11 protein-coding genes and 3 rRNA genes are annotated in these 17,393 nt (G+C 43.2%); 13 read left to right on the top strand and 1 reads right to left on the bottom strand.

What is annotated here, in order from left to right; all coding sequences use genetic code 11:
- Positions 1-15 precede the first annotated feature (15 nt).
- Together ACGG81_RS12275 and ACGG81_RS12270 are read left to right on the top strand one after the other, a co-directional pair.
- Positions 16-1,251 carry an ABC transporter permease gene (locus ACGG81_RS12275; RefSeq protein ID WP_009263320.1) on the top strand — a complete coding sequence of 412 codons (1,236 nt, stop codon included), beginning with the start codon at positions 16-18 and terminating at the stop codon, positions 1,249-1,251.
- A 93-nt stretch (positions 1,252-1,344) separates the two neighbouring features.
- Complete coding sequence (locus tag ACGG81_RS12270; RefSeq protein ID WP_009263319.1) at positions 1,345-1,737, top strand: hypothetical protein; 393 nt, start codon at positions 1,345-1,347, stop codon at positions 1,735-1,737.
- 127 nt (positions 1,738-1,864) lie between these two features.
- Here the strand turns inward: ACGG81_RS12270 and ACGG81_RS12265 are convergent, their stop codons facing one another.
- Positions 1,865-2,548 (bottom strand): phosphoribosylaminoimidazolesuccinocarboxamide synthase, encoded by a 684-nt coding sequence (locus ACGG81_RS12265; RefSeq protein ID WP_008976972.1) that lies wholly within the window; start codon positions 2,546-2,548, stop codon positions 1,865-1,867.
- A gap of 391 nt (positions 2,549-2,939) precedes the next feature.
- Between ACGG81_RS12265 and ACGG81_RS12260 the strand changes: the two genes are divergently transcribed.
- The 11 genes from ACGG81_RS12260 (at position 2,940) to ACGG81_RS12210 (ending at position 17,392) form a co-directional block, all read left to right on the top strand.
- A complete protein-coding gene (locus ACGG81_RS12260) occupies positions 2,940-3,617 on the top strand; it encodes a response regulator transcription factor (RefSeq protein WP_270665693.1) in 678 nt (225 codons plus the stop codon).
- A 50-nt stretch (positions 3,618-3,667) separates the two neighbouring features.
- Positions 3,668-4,513 (top strand): sensor histidine kinase KdpD, encoded by an 846-nt coding sequence (locus ACGG81_RS12255; RefSeq protein ID WP_270665694.1) that lies wholly within the window; start codon positions 3,668-3,670, stop codon positions 4,511-4,513.
- A gap of 189 nt (positions 4,514-4,702) precedes the next feature.
- Complete coding sequence (locus ACGG81_RS12250; RefSeq protein WP_016439563.1) at positions 4,703-5,404, top strand: ABC transporter ATP-binding protein; 702 nt, start codon at positions 4,703-4,705, stop codon at positions 5,402-5,404.
- Complete coding sequence (locus ACGG81_RS12245) at positions 5,370-7,994, top strand: ABC transporter permease (RefSeq protein WP_390108592.1); 2,625 nt, start codon at positions 5,370-5,372, stop codon at positions 7,992-7,994. Before ACGG81_RS12250 ends, ACGG81_RS12245 begins: the two co-directional genes overlap by 35 nt.
- A 151-nt stretch (positions 7,995-8,145) precedes the next feature.
- Positions 8,146-8,727, top strand: coding sequence for a helix-turn-helix domain-containing protein (locus ACGG81_RS12240; protein ID WP_117577821.1), 582 nt, complete (start codon positions 8,146-8,148; stop codon positions 8,725-8,727).
- Positions 8,728-9,327: 600 nt separating this feature from the next.
- Positions 9,328-10,858: ribosomal RNA gene (locus tag ACGG81_RS12235) — 16S ribosomal RNA — on the top strand.
- A gap of 74 nt (positions 10,859-10,932) precedes the next feature.
- A 5S ribosomal RNA gene (gene rrf / locus ACGG81_RS12230) occupies positions 10,933-11,050 on the top strand.
- 529 nt (positions 11,051-11,579) lie between these two features.
- A 23S ribosomal RNA gene (locus tag ACGG81_RS12225) occupies positions 11,580-14,466 on the top strand.
- The 16S, 23S and 5S rRNA genes sit together here, the layout of an rRNA operon.
- A gap of 245 nt (positions 14,467-14,711) precedes the next feature.
- A complete protein-coding gene (locus ACGG81_RS12220; protein WP_008977688.1) occupies positions 14,712-16,607 on the top strand; it encodes a BglG family transcription antiterminator in 1,896 nt (631 codons plus the stop codon).
- A gap of 112 nt (positions 16,608-16,719) precedes the next feature.
- Positions 16,720-17,052 carry a PTS lactose/cellobiose transporter subunit IIA gene (locus ACGG81_RS12215; RefSeq protein ID WP_390108588.1) on the top strand — a complete coding sequence of 111 codons (333 nt, stop codon included), beginning with the start codon at positions 16,720-16,722 and terminating at the stop codon, positions 17,050-17,052.
- Positions 17,053-17,068: 16 nt separating this feature from the next.
- Entirely contained in the window at positions 17,069-17,392 is a 324-nt protein-coding gene (locus ACGG81_RS12210; protein WP_008977686.1) for a PTS sugar transporter subunit IIB, read from the top strand.
- Position 17,393: the final 1 nt, after the last annotated feature.

Raw genomic sequence — 17,393 nt, 5'->3', positions numbered from 1 at the left:
AAAGGTAGGTACGCGATGGCACAATTATTGGAATACATTAAGATGGCATTGTACAGTATCAAGTCCAACAAAGGGCGTTCTTTCCTCACGATGCTCGGAATCATTATCGGAATTTCTTCTGTGATCACAATTGTGTCAATCGGAAGCGGATTAAAGGCAGATGTGATGGCGACCGACGAGACAAAAAGTGTCTCTGTGATTGTTAATAAAGATGCTACAAGCTACACGAATATTATTACCTGGGACGATCTGAAGGCGGTAAAGGATAATCTTGGAAATAAAGCAATCGGAGTAGTGTCTTCCGGCGCAACGATGGGGACAGTCACGACGAGAAAAGGAGAGTTTGATGCGTCAGTTACACTGACAATGCCGGATGAGGAGAAGAATCCAATGCAGACTTCGATCATCCGAGGAAATTATTTTACCGAAGACAATGTACTCAATGCAGATTCTGTCTGCGTCATTGACAAGGCAAGTGCATTGTATTTGTTTGGGACACCGGATGTCATCGGAATGGAGTTAGAGGCGACGATCGAAGGTGTACTGCAGACGATCCAGATAGTTGGAGTTCGGGATTCTGATGAGGAATTGATGAAGGCGAATGATGAAGCTATGAAGATGTTCGGTATGGAGATGCCGGTATTTCTTGAGATGCCGTATACAGCAGCAGAAAACTGGGGAAGCCAGATAGAGGATTTTTCCAGCCTGACAATCTATTTAAATGGTGGAGACCAGGCAAATGCAGCTACAAAATCTGCTATTCAGACATTGTCTGCAAGACATTTGGGAGAGGGTGAGGAGCTCTTTGTCAAACAGCAGGAGATGAACATGGCGGAAGCGATGGGAAGCGTGCTTGACATGGTGACAGCATTTGTAGCATTTGTAGCAGGAATTTCCCTTGTTGTCGGAGGAATTGGTGTCATGAACATCATGCTTGTATCAGTGACAGAGCGGACAAGAGAGATTGGAATCCGAAAGGCACTGGGAGCGAAGACATCATCCATTATCGTACAGTTTTTGTGTGAGTCTGCGATCATTTCTGGAATTGGTGGAGTCATCGGAATTTTGATCGGGGCAGGGCTGTCTGGACTAATCTCGGTACTGGAGATTGGTGGATTATCTGCGAGACTGTCTCCGACAGCAATCGTTTTGACGACCTGTTTCTCGTGTGGGGTTGGAATTGTCTTTGGCATTTATCCGGCGAGAAAGGCGGCGAAGATGAGTCCGATCGATGCACTGCGACAGCTCTAAAAGTGTAACAGAAGAAAATGTATTTGTCAGAAGGGAATCATTGTGGCATAATGAAATTTGCCAGAAGAGTAAAAGAAAAAGGAGGAGAGATCTATGTTTAAACCAAACAAATTATTGAAAGTTGTATCAATTATCTTTATCGTACTTGCTGTGATGGGGGCAATTGGTACCGTAGGAAGTTATTTTATGCTGCAGTCTATGGGAGATGTTGTAAATGGAGTAGATATGAGTGCAGTAAAAGCAATGGCAACTCCGTTGACGTTGCTTCAAGGATTATTTTCTTCCCTGTTGATGCTTGTATGCGGAATCTTTGGATTGAATGGAAAATCCTTTAAGGTATGTGTGATCGGCATGATCATCTACCTTGTGATCGTTGTGATTGCATTTATCCAGTCCATAATGTTGGTAGGATTTCAGGTATTTTCCATTATCGATTTCATTTTGCCGATTTTATATCTGTGGGGATTGTATCAGTCTAAGGAATAAGGGAAGAGAAGGAGCAGCCGTATTTGGCTGCTCCGTTGAAAATAAGAATGGATAAAAAAGGAACTGCTTTGCAGAAGGTGTTTGGTCAATTGTCTTGATCAAATCTGCAGGCAGTTCCTTTTCAGTATTATCTATTTAAGATCAGTTTTGTCAGTTCTACTGGCTCTACAATCTTTCCATCTTTGTAAACACGCATGTTTCCGGAAGCGATCTCATCGATCAGGATTACTTCGTCGTTGTTGTAACCGAACTCAAATTTGATATCCCAGAGGTCAAGTCCGATAGATTTTAAATCATCAGCAACGATCTTTGTGATCTTTAATGTCTGCTCTTTCATGCTTTCGAACATTTCCGGTGTCATGATTCCGAGTGCTGCAAGACCTTCTCCAGTCACAAGCGGATCACCTAAAGCATCGTTTTTGAATGTACACTCTACATAACCACCGTCAAGAACTGTTCCGTCTTCGATATATTCTCCATATCTGCGGATGAAACTTCCTGTTGCAACTAAACGACAGATTACTTCTAATCCGTGTCCAAACACTGTCGCAGGGAGCACTTCCATTGTAGCATTTTCCACATCAGCACCTACATAGTGTGTCTTGATGCCTGCATCTTTTAACAGTTCAAAATAGTGAACAGATGTTTCAAGATTTGCTTTGCCAATACCTTCGATTGTTAATCCAACACTATTTTCGCCCGGATCAAAAACTCCGTCTTTTCCAGTACAGTCATCTTTGAATTTGAGCATTACATTTCCGTTCTCAAGGCTGAATACATCTTTGGTTTTTCCTTCATAAATTTTCTTCATTGTACAAATCTCCTTCTGTAATTAATGAGTGTTATCTTACTGAACTTCTTTACTGTATCACAACTGATGGAAGATGAAAATGTTTTTTTTACAATTTTTTAGAAAAAATTTCACAAAAAATAAGAAAAAAACCTATTAAAAATCAAGGCTAATAGACATTAAAAATTAGCGCTAATAGATGAGAATAAAATGTATTTTTATTCGCAAATAATGAATATTATAAAAACGATTTGCTTGAGCAAATGCAGAAGAGTGATAAGAAAAACTTGTTTTTGCGAGGAGAAATTCGATATAATAGAGGTCAGAGAAAAAGTTTTGTGCATTTCATCCAAAGGAATTGAATGAGAAAAAAGCAGAAAACATGGAGAAATCGGAAAAGGAGGGAGCCGGTATGGCAGAGAAGAAGATTTTAATTGTGGAAGATGACAGAGGCTTAAACCAAGGGATCACACTTGCCCTGCACGCGCCGGAGCATCGATTTTATTCAGCGTACAATCTTAAAGAAGCAAGAAGAATCTGGAAAGAGGAGAGAGTATCTCTTATCATTCTGGATATCAATCTTCCAGATGGGAGTGGATATACCTTTCTTGAGGAGATCCGGAGAGAGTCGGAAGTTTCGGTTATTATGCTGACGGCAAATGATTTGGAAATCGATCAGGTGACCGGATTTTCTCTCGGGGCGGATGACTATATTACGAAGCCATTCAGTCTGATGATCCTGCGGGCGCGGGTGGAACGGATGCTTGCACGGATGGCACAGGACAAAGGTCTTATTTATGAAAAGGACGGGTATCGGTTTGTATTTGAACAAATGTATTTTACAGTAGAAGGTCAGGAAGTTACGCTGAGTAAGACAGAGCAGAAGCTTCTGCGGATTTTGATTGAGCATCAGGGGCAGACATTGACCAGAGAGCAACTGGTGGATCGAATCTGGAGTGACGGAGCGCAGTATGTAGAGGAGAATGCACTTTCGGTGACTGTCGGAAGGCTGCGAAAAAAGCTGGAACAGACGGGAAAGAAAAATCCGATCCAAACGGTATACGGACTTGGTTATGTGTGGGAGAGATAAAAAGATAGAAGAAACAAAAAGAAAAGGTAGAAGGGAAAGGGGGAAACCGTGTGCGAATCTTTCGGACAACAAGGACACTTCAGAGACTGGATGAGATGCTGACTAAAGCAATCAACGGAACATTTACGGAGGAGACATATGATGAGACAGAATTGTCGCGGCTGGAGTCAAAGTGGAAACAGTATTTTACGATGTCCAGTATGTCGATGGAACGGACAAAAACAGAGCGGGAAAATATTCAGTCAATGATTTCGGACATTTCTCATCAGATGAAGACGCCACTTGCAAATATCATGCTGTATTCGGAACTTTTACAAGAGCAGACCGAAGGAGAGCAGGAGAAATATCTGGCAGAACAGATTGAAACGTATGCGAAAAAACTGGAATTTCTCACGACGGCACTTGTGAAAATGTCGCGGCTGGAGTCGGATGTTTTTAAAATCTGTCCATCGGTACAGCGGGTAGGAAGCCTTGTGCGTCAAGCGACAGAGGAGATTCTGCCAAGGGCAAGGCAGAAGGAGATCCAGATAGAAATCTGTGGTGATATAGAAGGCAAAGCGAACTTTGATCAGAAGTGGACGCAGGAAGCGCTCTATAATATTTTGGATAATGCAGTAAAATATTCACCGAAAGGAAGCCGGATAGAGGTGGAAGGGATATCATATGAGATGTATTTCTGTATTGCGGTCAAGGATCAGGGAATCGGAATCCGGGAAGAGGAGCGGGCACAGATTTTCAGCCGCTTTTACCGGTCAGACCTGGTGCAGCAGGAAGAGGGCATCGGGATCGGACTGTATCTGGCCAGGGAAATCGTTCAGCGCGAGGGTGGCTATATCAAAGTAGAATCCAAAGAAGGAAACGGAAGTATTTTTAAAATATTTCTTCAGAAAGAGTAAATCTGTCAAAACTGTTAGATTTTGGAAAGATTCTCGTAAGAATGATTTTATAAAATGACTTTATAGAAAGGAACCGCATGACGAAAAGAGGGGCGGGTTCTGATTCTATAAGGTCTTTTTCTTATATAGAAAGAACAAAAAATGGTTAGGGATGAAAAGAAACTGTGTGAATAGAAAGGAGTTGTTGGTATGACAATTTTAGAGGCAAAAGAGTTGAAAAAATATTATGGAAGCGGAGATACCCTTGTGAAGGCATTGGACGGTGTGGATCTGGCGGTAGCACAGGGAGAATTTGTATCGATCGTAGGAACGTCGGGAAGTGGAAAGTCAACATTGCTTCATATGCTCGGAGGTTTAGATGTGCCGACAGCCGGTCAGGTCATTGTAGATGGAAGAAATATTTCTACACTGAAACCAGAAGAACTGACAATTTTTCGAAGAAGAAAGATTGGATTTGTATTTCAGAGCTACAACCTTGTTCCGGTGCTAAACGTCTATGAAAATATCGTCCTTCCGATCGAGCTGGATGGAAATGAAGTCGATGAAGACTTTGTGGAGGATGTGATCCATGTACTGGGACTGGATAAGAAAAGGTATAATCTTCCGTCTCAGTTATCCGGTGGACAGCAGCAGAGGGTAGCCATTGCCCGGGCGCTTGCCAGTAAGCCTGCGATCATCCTCGCCGACGAGCCAACGGGAAATCTTGACTCAGCTACAAGTCAGGATGTGTTAAGTCTTCTCAAAGTGACAAGCGACCGGTTCGGACAAACAGTTGTGATGATCACACATAACGAGGAGATTGCCCAGATGGCAGACCGGATCGTACGTATCGAGGATGGAAAGATCAAGGGAAGAAATGCGCGCAGAAAGGGCGGTGAATTCTATGCGTAAGGTGCGTAACAAAAAGGTTATTGATAAGATCTCGTATAAAAGTTTCCGGGCAAATCGGACAAGGAATGTCATTGCCATTATCGCCATTGCACTGACTGCAATGTTGTTTACCACATTATTTACAGTGGGAATCGGAACCGCAGAGAATTTTCAGCGGCAGACCATGCGTCAGGCAGATGGTGATTCTCATGGAGTATTCAAAAACATTACGGAGGAGCAGTATGAAAAGCTGAGCAGACATCCACTGGTCAAAGAAAGTGCGGATAACAGACTCGTGGCGAATACGGTGGAGAATTCGGAATTTTTAAAGCGACATATGGAAATATGGTATTATCCGAAGAACTTTTATGGACACCATTTCATTGAGATCATTGATGGAAAAGCGCCGGAGAAGGCGGAGGAAGTACTGGTCGATGAAACATCGTTAAAGCTGCTTGGTATGAAAGCGAAAGCCGGGCAGCAGATTACACTGCTTCTGAAAATCCGGGAAGGGCAGGAGCCGGTGGAGCGCACCTTCCGCATTTCCGGAGTGATCAGATCCAATCCGGCTCTTGATGTGGGATTTACTGTTGTATCCAAAGCATATCTGGCAGAACATCAGGAGGAATTGCAGTACACCTATGATCAGGATACTTCTCCGGTAGGCGCAATCCGAATGGAGATTATTTTTCAAAATTCCCAAGGGATACAGAAGAAGCTGGATAAGGTAGCCAGGGAAAGTGGATACTCCACGAAAGAGGGAGAAAAAAACTATATTGCAAGCAACGCAAACTGGGCATATATTTCTGAGAGTACTTCGGGAGACCCTATGACAGTTGCTGCGATTGCAGGTGTTGGATTTTTGATTGTTTTGACAGGCTATCTGATTATTTATAACATTTTTCAGATTTCTGTTATGAAAGATATACGGTTCTACGGGCTTTTGAAGACGATTGGAACGACTGGAAAGCAGATTAAAAAGATTATCCGAAGGCAGGCATTGTTACTTTCTGCCATTGGAATTCCGTGTGGACTTTTCGTTGGATTTTTTGTAGGAAAGGCGATCGTACCAATGCTTTTATCACATACGATAGCGGGAAACAGTGATTCGGCAGTATCTATGAATCCGTGGATTTTTGTTGGGGCAACCGTGTTTGCACTTGTCACAGTATTCATTTCGGCAGGGAAACCGGCGAAATTGGCGGCAAAAGTTTCCCCGGTGGAGGCTGTGCGCTACACAGAAGGAAAAAGGCAGGCGAAGAAACAGAAAAAAACGGCAGACGGCGGGAAAATCAGTCGGATGGCACTTTCTAATTTAGGAAGAAATAAAGGGAAGACCGTTATTGTAATCGTGTCGTTGTCGCTTGCAATCGTATTATTAAACAGTATTTTTACTTTTACAAATGCATTTGATATGGACAAGTATCTGGCGAACTTTGTCAGTTCCGATTTTGTGATTGTCAATGCAAAATACTTTAATTCAGAGTATTCTGCAAGAAAAGAAGAGCTTCAGGAATCAAATTTAACGGAAAGCTTTATAGAAGCGTGCGAAGAACAGGAAGGATTTGAAAAAGGTGGACGGATCTATGCGGCAACAGATCAGGTCGGAGTAAAGATTTCTGATTATAAAATTCCGAAAAATATGCCTGTAAATGAAAATGGGGAACTCTGCTGGATGTGGAATGGAGAAAAAATTCCGGTAACAAAATTGAATGAAGAAAACTATCAGACAATGTATTATGGGGTAGATGATTTTCTATTTGAAAAAATGGAAGTTTATGAAGGGGAGAAAGATCTTGATGTGATTAAGGAAAAGCTGGCAACGGGAAACTATCTGATCTATGCAGTGTCGACAGATGATAATGGAATGGTAAGAAAAGAGGATATGGTACATCATGCGGGCGACAAAGTTACTCTGAGTTTTCCAAATGGCGAAGAGCGGGAAGTAGAAATCCTCTCCGTGATCAAAGAAAATTATTATGGGTTATCTACGCGTTATTCTGTGATATTTCCATATTATACAACAGCGGAAGTATTTCGGAAGGACTTATCGGAAGACTATCTGATGAGCTATTCATTTGATGTGAGAGACGACCGAGAAGAAGCGATTCAACAATTCGTCAAAAATTATTCGGAAAAGACAGAGCCTACGATGAACTACGAGTCAAAATTAAAATGGTCCAACGAGTTTGAAAGTTTGAAAGGGATGTTTACAATCATTGGATGTTTTTTGACATTTGTAGTTGCCGTGATCGGTATCCTGAATTTTATCAATGCCATTCTGACGAGTATTGTCACAAGGCTCCGTGAGCTGGCAATGTTAGAATCAATCGGAATGACGAAAAAACAGATTATAAAGATGCTGACATTGGAAGGGATTTATTACGCAGGATTTACAATGATATCTTCATTACTCATCGGTATGTTGATGTCCGTGACAATATTGCGGGTACTGACCTCACAGATCTGGTTTATGAAATATCAGTTTGTAATCTGGCCAATGCTTGTGACTTTTCCGTTTTTACTGGTGCTTGGGTGGCTTGTTCCAAAGGCTGCGTATCATTTCCAGGGAAAGAAAAGCATGATCGAGCAGCTGAAAAATGCGGATTAATCTGAGAAAATCAAAATATTGTTGACAGAAGTTGTTGCAATAAATGAGGGGAGAATCATTGAAGGGCTCATGAAAAAGGTATTCTACTTAGCGTAGATTGTAAAAAAAGATTTTACTGATACAATAAACTTATAGGTGAAGGGAGATTACTATGAGTTATGTAACAGGAAATACGATAAGAACGTTAAGGATCAAACACGGAATCACGCAAAAGGAATTGGCAGAAAAACTGAATGTGAGCGATAAAACAATTTCAAAGTGGGAAACAGAAAAAGGCTTGCCGGATATCAGTATAGTAGAAGAGTTGGCAAAAGCACTTCATGTATCACTGACAGAATTATTTACCGGAGATCTGAAGACAAATGAAAATGTATCCGGAAATATAAAAAGAATACAATTCTATGTATGCCCGATTTGTGGGAACATTATAACAGCTGTAGGCGAAGGGAATTTTTCTTGTTGTGGAATAACACTTCTAAAGCAGGAAGCAGAAACCGCTGAGGAAGAGCATTCACTTTTTGTAGAAACTGTTGACAATGAATTTTCTATTGTGATGAAACATTCGATGAGTAAAGGGCATTATGTGTCTTTTATTGCCTATGTTACATCGGGGTCTGTAGAAATAGTAAAATTATATCCCGAGCAGGATATTTCTGTACGATTTCGAAAAAAGGGACATGGATTTTTATATGGCTATTGTAACAGACATGGACTGTTCAAAAAATATATTTGATTCTATTTTTACAAATGTGGAAGCGGACAATTACAAAAGTGTTTACTTAACAAATATATTCATTTATCATAAGCAACAGCAATAGAAGAACTATGTTGTCTGCTTTCACAGTGTGGCCACGATAATGTTTCGTATCGATCAATGATGAGAGAAGATAGAGAAAACAATGGAAAATCACGGAGAAGCGTCAAAAGCAGTTGCGGAAATTGTATGAATTGTACAAATAAAATAAAAAATAAAAAAACTATTGACAATTCGTGTCGAAGAATGGTATGATAACTGAGCGCTCGAGAGAGCAGACAGATGAGAAACAACGGAAAACGTCGAAAAATACCGAATCAGAGAAAGTTACGAAAGTACAAAAGAAAAGATTTGAAAAAAGATGAAAAAAGTTGTTGACAAAGATAAAAAGATGTGATAATCTAATATAGCTGTCGCAAGAGAGCAAAACAAACAGAACATTGATAATTAAACAATAGACAACACAACCCTGAAAATTTCGAACAATTGAGAAAATTTCAGAACAGACAGAAATGTCAACCTAAAAACAGTAAAAGGGATAGGATTGCTAGTAGTGATTCTTGACTGGAAACAAACACTTTTAACGAGAGTTTGATCCTGGCTCAGGATGAACGCTGGCGGCGTGCTTAACACATGCAAGTCGAACGAAGCGCTTGGATGGAATTCTTCGGAAGGAAGTTCAAGTGACTGAGTGGCGGACGGGTGAGTAACGCGTGGGTAACCTGCCTCATACAGGGGGATAACAGTTAGAAATGACTGCTAATACCGCATAAGCACACGTGATCGCATGATCGAGTGTGAAAAACTCCGGTGGTATGAGATGGACCCGCGTCTGATTAGCTAGTTGGTGGGGTAATGGCCCACCAAGGCGACGATCAGTAGCCGGCCTGAGAGGGTGAACGGCCACATTGGGACTGAGACACGGCCCAAACTCCTACGGGAGGCAGCAGTGGGGAATATTGCACAATGGGGGAAACCCTGATGCAGCGACGCCGCGTGAAGGATGAAGTATTTCGGTATGTAAACTTCTATCAGCAGGGAAGAAAATGACGGTACCTGACTAAGAAGCCCCGGCTAACTACGTGCCAGCAGCCGCGGTAATACGTAGGGGGCAAGCGTTATCCGGATTTACTGGGTGTAAAGGGAGCGTAGACGGCAGTGCAAGTCTGAAGTGAAAGCCCGGGGCTCAACCCCGGGACTGCTTTGGAAACTGTGCAGCTAGAGTGTCGGAGAGGCAAGCGGAATTCCTAGTGTAGCGGTGAAATGCGTAGATATTAGGAGGAACACCAGTGGCGAAGGCGGCTTGCTGGACGATGACTGACGTTGAGGCTCGAAAGCGTGGGGAGCAAACAGGATTAGATACCCTGGTAGTCCACGCCGTAAACGATGACTACTAGGTGTCGGGGAGCAAAGCTCTTCGGTGCCGCAGCCAACGCAATAAGTAGTCCACCTGGGGAGTACGTTCGCAAGAATGAAACTCAAAGGAATTGACGGGGACCCGCACAAGCGGTGGAGCATGTGGTTTAATTCGAAGCAACGCGAAGAACCTTACCTGCTCTTGACATCCCTCTGACCGCTCTTTAATCGGAGCTTTCCTTCGGGACAGAGGAGACAGGTGGTGCATGGTTGTCGTCAGCTCGTGTCGTGAGATGTTGGGTTAAGTCCCGCAACGAGCGCAACCCCTATCTTCAGTAGCCAGCGGCAAGGCCGGGCACTCTGGAGAGACTGCCAGGGATAACCTGGAGGAAGGTGGGGATGACGTCAAATCATCATGCCCCTTATGAGCAGGGCTACACACGTGCTACAATGGCGTAAACAAAGGGAAGCAGAGTCGTGAGGCCGAGCAAATCCCAAAAATAACGTCTCAGTTCGGATTGTAGTCTGCAACTCGACTACATGAAGCTGGAATCGCTAGTAATCGCGAATCAGAATGTCGCGGTGAATACGTTCCCGGGTCTTGTACACACCGCCCGTCACACCATGGGAGTCAGTAACGCCCGAAGTCAGTGACCCAACCGCAAGGAGGGAGCTGCCGAAGGTGGGACCGATAACTGGGGTGAAGTCGTAACAAGGTAGCCGTATCGGAAGGTGCGGCTGGATCACCTCCTTTCTAAGGAAGAAAGAAGTAAGGATTGAAAAAAGTCTATTGTTTAGTTATGAGTGTTCTGAAAAGAACGAAAAGCTTCTGGTGGCGATACGCTGAGGGGAAACACCCGTACCCATCCCGAACACGATGGTTAAGACCTCAGCGGCCGATGGTACTGCACTGGAGACGGTGTGGGAGAGCAGGTGGCTGCCAGATCTATAAGAAAATAAGCGAAAAGCTTTTTTATATAGATACAGACGGAGATAGAAGAACTGTTATAAGCCATATACGAAAATAGAGAGATACAAAAGGTATTGAAGTTTACGTATAGAGATATAGAGAACAGAGATGGGAATATATGGCACTGGATGGCAGGAAAAAGAGAGTCGAAGTCAACCCGACCAGCAGGGAAGTGCTGTTCAAGATAAAGTTAAATAAAGAATAAAAAGCAAACAGCAGAGTGAAAGCAGGAAGAAACATCAACTGGATTTACCAGTGATTAGAGATTTGAATGAAAAAGATTTAAGTTTCTAATGACTGATAAAACAGTCAATATGTACCTTGAAAATCGCATACAGAAATGAAATGATAAGAAAAATATCAAGACATCCGAGGTGATCATGGAAGCTTGCAAGAGCAGAAATGAGAACTGATTCGAGAAAACGAATAAAAACAACAAACTATTGCCAACACATATCACGCTAGATATGTGTAGCGAAGTCCATACCCGTGGACGAAGCAAGTTGGTTATGCTAGAAAGAGCGTATGGTGGATGCCTTGGCACTAAGAGCCGATGAAAGACGTGATAAGCTGCGAAAAGCTTCGGGGAGGAGCAAATATCCAATGATCCGGAGATATCTGAATGGGGAAACCCGGCGGAGCAAACCTCCGTCATCTTAACGCCAATACATAACGTTAAGAAGGGAACCCGGTGAACTGAAACATCTAAGTAGCCGGAGGAAGAGAAAGAAACATCGATTCTGTGAGTAGCGGCGAGCGAAAGCGGAAGAGCCCAAACCGGGATGCGTGCATTCCGGGGTTCGGACTGCGTAAGTGATGAGTAAGCCTAGTAGAATGGTTTTGGGAAAGCCAGCCAGAGAGGGTGAAAGCCCCGTACATGAAAGGCGAGCGAGCACGGCAGGATCCAGAGTACCACGAGACACGAGAAACCTTGTGGGAATGAGCGGGGACCACCCCGTAAGGCTAAATACTCCTTAGTGACCGATAGCGCATAGTACTGTGAAGGAAAGGTGAAAAGGACCCCGGGAGGGGAGTGAAAGAGAACCTGAAACCATATGTTTACAAGCTGTGGAACATCTTTATATGATGAACCGCGTACTTTTTGTAGAACGGTCCGGCGAGTTACGCTGGCTGGCAAGGTTAAGGACTGAAGGTCTGGAGCCGAAGGGAAACCAAGTCTGAACAGGGCGTGAAGTCAGTCAGAGTAGACCCGAAACCGGGTGATCTATCCATGTCCAGGTTGAAGTTGCCGTAAAAGGCAATGGAGGACCGAACCCACATCCGTTGAAAAGGGTGGGGATGAGGTGTGGATAGGGGAGAAATTCCAATCGAACCCGGAGATAGCTGGTTCTCCTCGAAATAGCTTTAGGGCTAGCCTCATACGAGTCTTGCGGAGGTAGAGCACTGAATTTCCTAGGGGGCGTCAAAGCTTACCGAAGAATATCAAACTCCGAATGCCGCGTAGATGATGTATGGGAGTCAGACTATACGAGATAAGTTGGATAGTCGAAAGGGAAAGAGCCCAGACCACCAGCTAAGGTCCCAAAATGTGTGTTAAGTGGAAAAGGATGTGGGATTTCGAAGACAACTAGGATGTTGGCTCAGAAGCAGCCATACATTCAAAGAGTGCGTAATAGCTCACTAGTCGAGAGGTCCTGCGCCGAAAATGTCCGGGGCTGAAACACACTACCGAAGCTGTGGAATTGAGTAATCAATTGGTAGAGGAGCATTCTTAAAGGGAAGAAGCTGTACCGGAAGGAGCAGTGGACTTTTAAGAAGAGAGAATGCCGGAATGAGTAGCGAGAGGAAGGTGGGAATCCTTCCGGCCGAATATCTAAGGTTTCCAGAGTAAAGCTGATCTGCTCTGGGTAAGTCGGGGCCTAAGGCGAGGTCGAAAGACGTAGTCGATGGACAACAGGTTGAAATTCCTGTACTATGATATAACAGAACTGTGGGGACACGTGTGGAGAGCGGGAGCCGGGAATGGAAAGCCCGGTGCAAGCGAAGTAGGAGAGGAGTTGGCAAATCCGCTTCTCAATCTGAAGACGTGATGCGGACCGAACTGAGAGTAGGGAAGCCCGTGAGCCATGCGTCAAGAAAAGCCGCTATTGTTTATATCATACCCGTACCGTAAACCGACACAGGTGGATGAGGAGAGAATCCTAAGGCCGACGGGAGAAGCATTGTTAAGGAACTCGGCAAAATGACTCCGTAACTTCGGGAGAAGGAGTGCCAGTGAGAACTGGCCGCAGAGAATTGGCCCAAGCAACTGTTTAGCAAAAACACAGGTCTATGCAAAACCGAAAGGTGAAGTATATGGGCTGACGCCTGCCCGGTGCTGGAAGGTTAAGGGGAGAGGTTAGCGTAAGCGAAGCTTTGAACTTAAGCCCCAGTAAACGGCGGCCGTAACTATAACGGTCCTAAGGTAGCGAAATTCCTTGTCGGGTAAGTTCCGACCCGCACGAAAGGCGTAATGATTTGGGCACTGTCTCGACAATGCACCCGGTGAAATTGAAATACCAGTGAAGATGCTGGTTACCTGCGCCAGGACGGAAAGACCCCATGGAGCTTTACTCCAGCTTGATACTGGGATTCGGTATTGCATGTACAGGATAGGTGGGAGACTGAGAAGTATTTACGCCAGTAGATACAGAGTCGCTGTTGGGATACCACCCTTGCAGTACTGGGTTTCTAACCAGCAGCCGTGACCCGGCTGGGGGACAATGTCAGGTGGGGAGTTTGACTGGGGCGGTCGCCTCCGAAAGGGTATCGGAGGCGCTCAAAGGTTCCCTCAGAATGGTCGGAAACCATTCAAAGAGTGCAAAGGCAGAAGGGAGCTTGACTGCGACACCGACGGGTGGAGCAGGTACGAAAGTAGGACTTAGTGATCCGGTGGTATAAAGTGGGATTGCCATCGCTCAACGGATAAAAGCTACCCTGGGGATAACAGGCTTATCACTCCCAAGAGTTCACATCGACGGAGTGGTTTGGCACCTCGATGTCGGCTCATCGCATCCTGGGGCTGAAGTAGGTCCCAAGGGTTGGGCTGTTCGCCCATTAAAGCGGTACGCGAGCTGGGTTCAGAACGTCGTGAGACAGTTCGGTCCCTATCCGGCGTGGGCGTAGGATATTTGAGAGGAGCTGCCCTTAGTACGAGAGGACCGGGGTGGACTGGCCGCTGGTGTATCTGTTGCACTGCCAAGTGCATGGCAGAGTAGCCAAGCCGGGACGGGATAAACGCTGAAGGCATCTAAGCGTGAAGCCCCCCTCAAGATGAGATATCCCAACGCAAGTTGTAAGACCCCTTGAAGACGACGAGGTAGATAGGACAGAGGTGGAAGTGCAGTAATGTATGGAGCTGACTGTTACTAATCGGTCGAGGGCATAACCAAGTGGTGATAGGAGAATGGATGGAGAGAGAAAAAACTTAGAAAAGTAGTTGACTGTATGTGATTTTGAAGGTATATGAAAAAGAGAAGAGATAGAAAAGAGAGAAGATATTTGCAGGGGCAGATGTCTTTTTTTGCGTTTATAAAAAGAGTCAGCAAGAGAAACTGGTGCATTGACAGAGAAACCACGACCCGATATCATGAAAGGTATGAATGAGAATGATCTCAGAGAGAACGGGAGGGTGCCCATGCTGACCAAAAGACAAAATATGATTATGACCATCATGAACAATCAAAAGGATTGGATCGTAGGAAAAGATCTTGCAAAATTATTGAATGTATCTGATCGGACAATCCGCAATGATATTGCTGCGATCAATGAGTTTTACGCAGATACGATGATTGAATCTAATATCCGGAAAGGATACCGGATTCAGGGAGAAAAAGTAAAAAGATTTATAGAAGAGACAAAAAAGGAAATTCCGGAGACAGGGGAAGAAAGAAGATGGCTGATCCTGAAAACATTGGTGGAGCATAATCAGGTAAATATATATCAGTTAGCAGACCAGATGTGTATTTCAGAGTTTTCACTGGAAAATGATATGAATAAAATCCGAAAATTACTGGACAATTATCAAGGGTTAAAGGTAATCCGTCAAAGTAATATGCTGCAACTTTCCGGAGGAGAACGGGAAAAGAGACATTTATATGAAGAGTTGATCTCCTATAAGATCAGCGGCAATCTGTGGAATTTAAATAAAGTTGCAGAAAATTTTATGCGCTTTGATCTCCTGAAAGTAAAGGAGCTTTTAAAAGATATTTTTGAGGAATTTCATTATCAAATGAATGAAGTAAGGATTCCTACTCTATTGATCCATGTAGGAGTGATTTTGGAAAGAAACTTTGCTTGTCATTTTTTAAAAGAGGATGAAGAGCAGCAGGGGAAATATGGAAGAGAGGAATATGAAATTTCCCGACATTTTTTTGAAAAAATCGGCGCTAGACTGTCTTTACAAGTTCGGGAGGCAGAGATCTGTGATTTTGCCATTTATTTGGAACATGGAAAAAGAAAAGGATATTGTGAAGAAGAACAGCTACAAGGATTAGCTTCGGATTTGGTACAGCATATTATCGTTGAGATTCGGGAACATTTTGATATTGATTTCAGTGAAGATTGTGAATTCAGACTTGGACTGGAAGTACATACAGTTTCCCTATTAAAGAGACACTATGCAAATGTTGAGATTGATCATACATGTTTGGAAGAAGTGAAGAGAAAATATCCCCTCATTTTTGAGATGGGAGTGTGGGTATGCAAGATTATGGAAGAACATTTGAATATCATCATCAGTGAGAATGAGATTTCTTTTATTGCATTACATCTTGGATCTGCATATGAAAGAGCAAATTTAAGACGAAAATACAGATGCTTGTTAATATGTCCTCACAATCAGACAGTAAAGGATTTGTGCATACAGAAAATCGTGAACCGTTTTCAGGATCGTATGGAAATTGTGGGTTGTATGAGCTATTTTGAAGAATCACTTATCAGGGAGAAAAATCTCGATTTGATACTGACGACACAACCGGTGGCACATGCTCTGGATATTGAGACAACAGAAATATCTATGTTTTTTGCTCATACAGATGAAGCAGCTGTTTTTCAGACATTGAATAGATTAGATCAGATCCGTTATAGAAATAATTTTCAGTTTTTTATTTTGAATCTGATCAGAGAAGAGTTTTTTACAGCAAATATGGCAGTAGAAGAACCGGAAAAGATTATATCGGATATGTGTGATAAACTGTATGCCCGTGGGTATGTAAAAGAAAATTTTAAGGAGGGAGTACTGAAAAGAGAACGTCTTTCTCCAACATCTTTTTTTCATGGTTTTGCAATACCGCACAATATGTCTCATCAGGAGACAATTCATTCTGCAATCAGCACTGCAATTTTAAAGCAGCCGGTCCAATGGGGGAGTTATGAGGTGCGATTTGTACTGTTGTTGGCAATCACAGAAGAAAATAGAAATTTTTTAAAGATTTTCTTTGACTGGCTGGATGATATCGTTTCCAATCCTGAGAAATTTGCGAGACTTTTGGAAGTTCAGGATTATCAGAGCTTTGTGAATACACTTTTGTAAGGGGCAGCATGTTTCTAAAAACAGACAGCATTTCCTAATACTAGGAAGAAACATTGGAGGAAAATAAAAAAATCTACGATATACTTTAAGTAAAGGTTAGGAGGTGCAGAAGATGGAAGAACTTGAGCTGGTTTGTTTTCAGATTATTTCTTTTGCGGGAGAAGCGAGAAGTGCTTATATGGGAGCGATTCAAACAGCAAAACAAGCAAACTATGAAGAGGCGGAGAAGTTGATCAAAGAGGGTGGAGATGCATTTTTGCAGGCACATAAGGTTCATGCAGATCTGATCCATAAGGAAGCCGCCGGAGAGATGGAGCAAACACCAAATTTATTGTTGATTCATGCGGAGGATCAATTGATGGCAGCGGAGACGTGCAAGATTCTGGCAGTGGAATTGATGGATGCTTACAGACGAATTTCCATTTTAGAAGCAAAAGAAGCATAAAAGAGAGGAAAAAGATATGAAAAAAGTGTACTTATTTTGTAGTGCAGGGATGTCAACAAGTATGCTGGCTGCAAAGATGCAGGAAGTTGCAAATTCACACCAATTAGATATGGAAGTCGCAGCATTTCCACATGAGCAGATCGGAGAGATAATCGCAGCAAAACATCCAGATTGTATTTTGCTCGGACCACAAGTGAAATATCTGTACGATCAGACAGTGAAAGAATATGGAAAGACAGGAATTCCGATTGCAGTGATCGATTCAGGTGATTATGGAATGATGAATGGAGAGAAAGTTTTAAAAACTGCAATCAAAATGATGAGAGCAGTTGGGAAATAAA

This window comes from Faecalimonas umbilicata (genome assembly GCF_042846195.1).
Lineage (GTDB): Bacteria > Bacillota > Clostridia > Lachnospirales > Lachnospiraceae > Faecalimonas > Faecalimonas umbilicata.
This window is presented reverse-complemented; position numbering and strand designations above follow the sequence as displayed.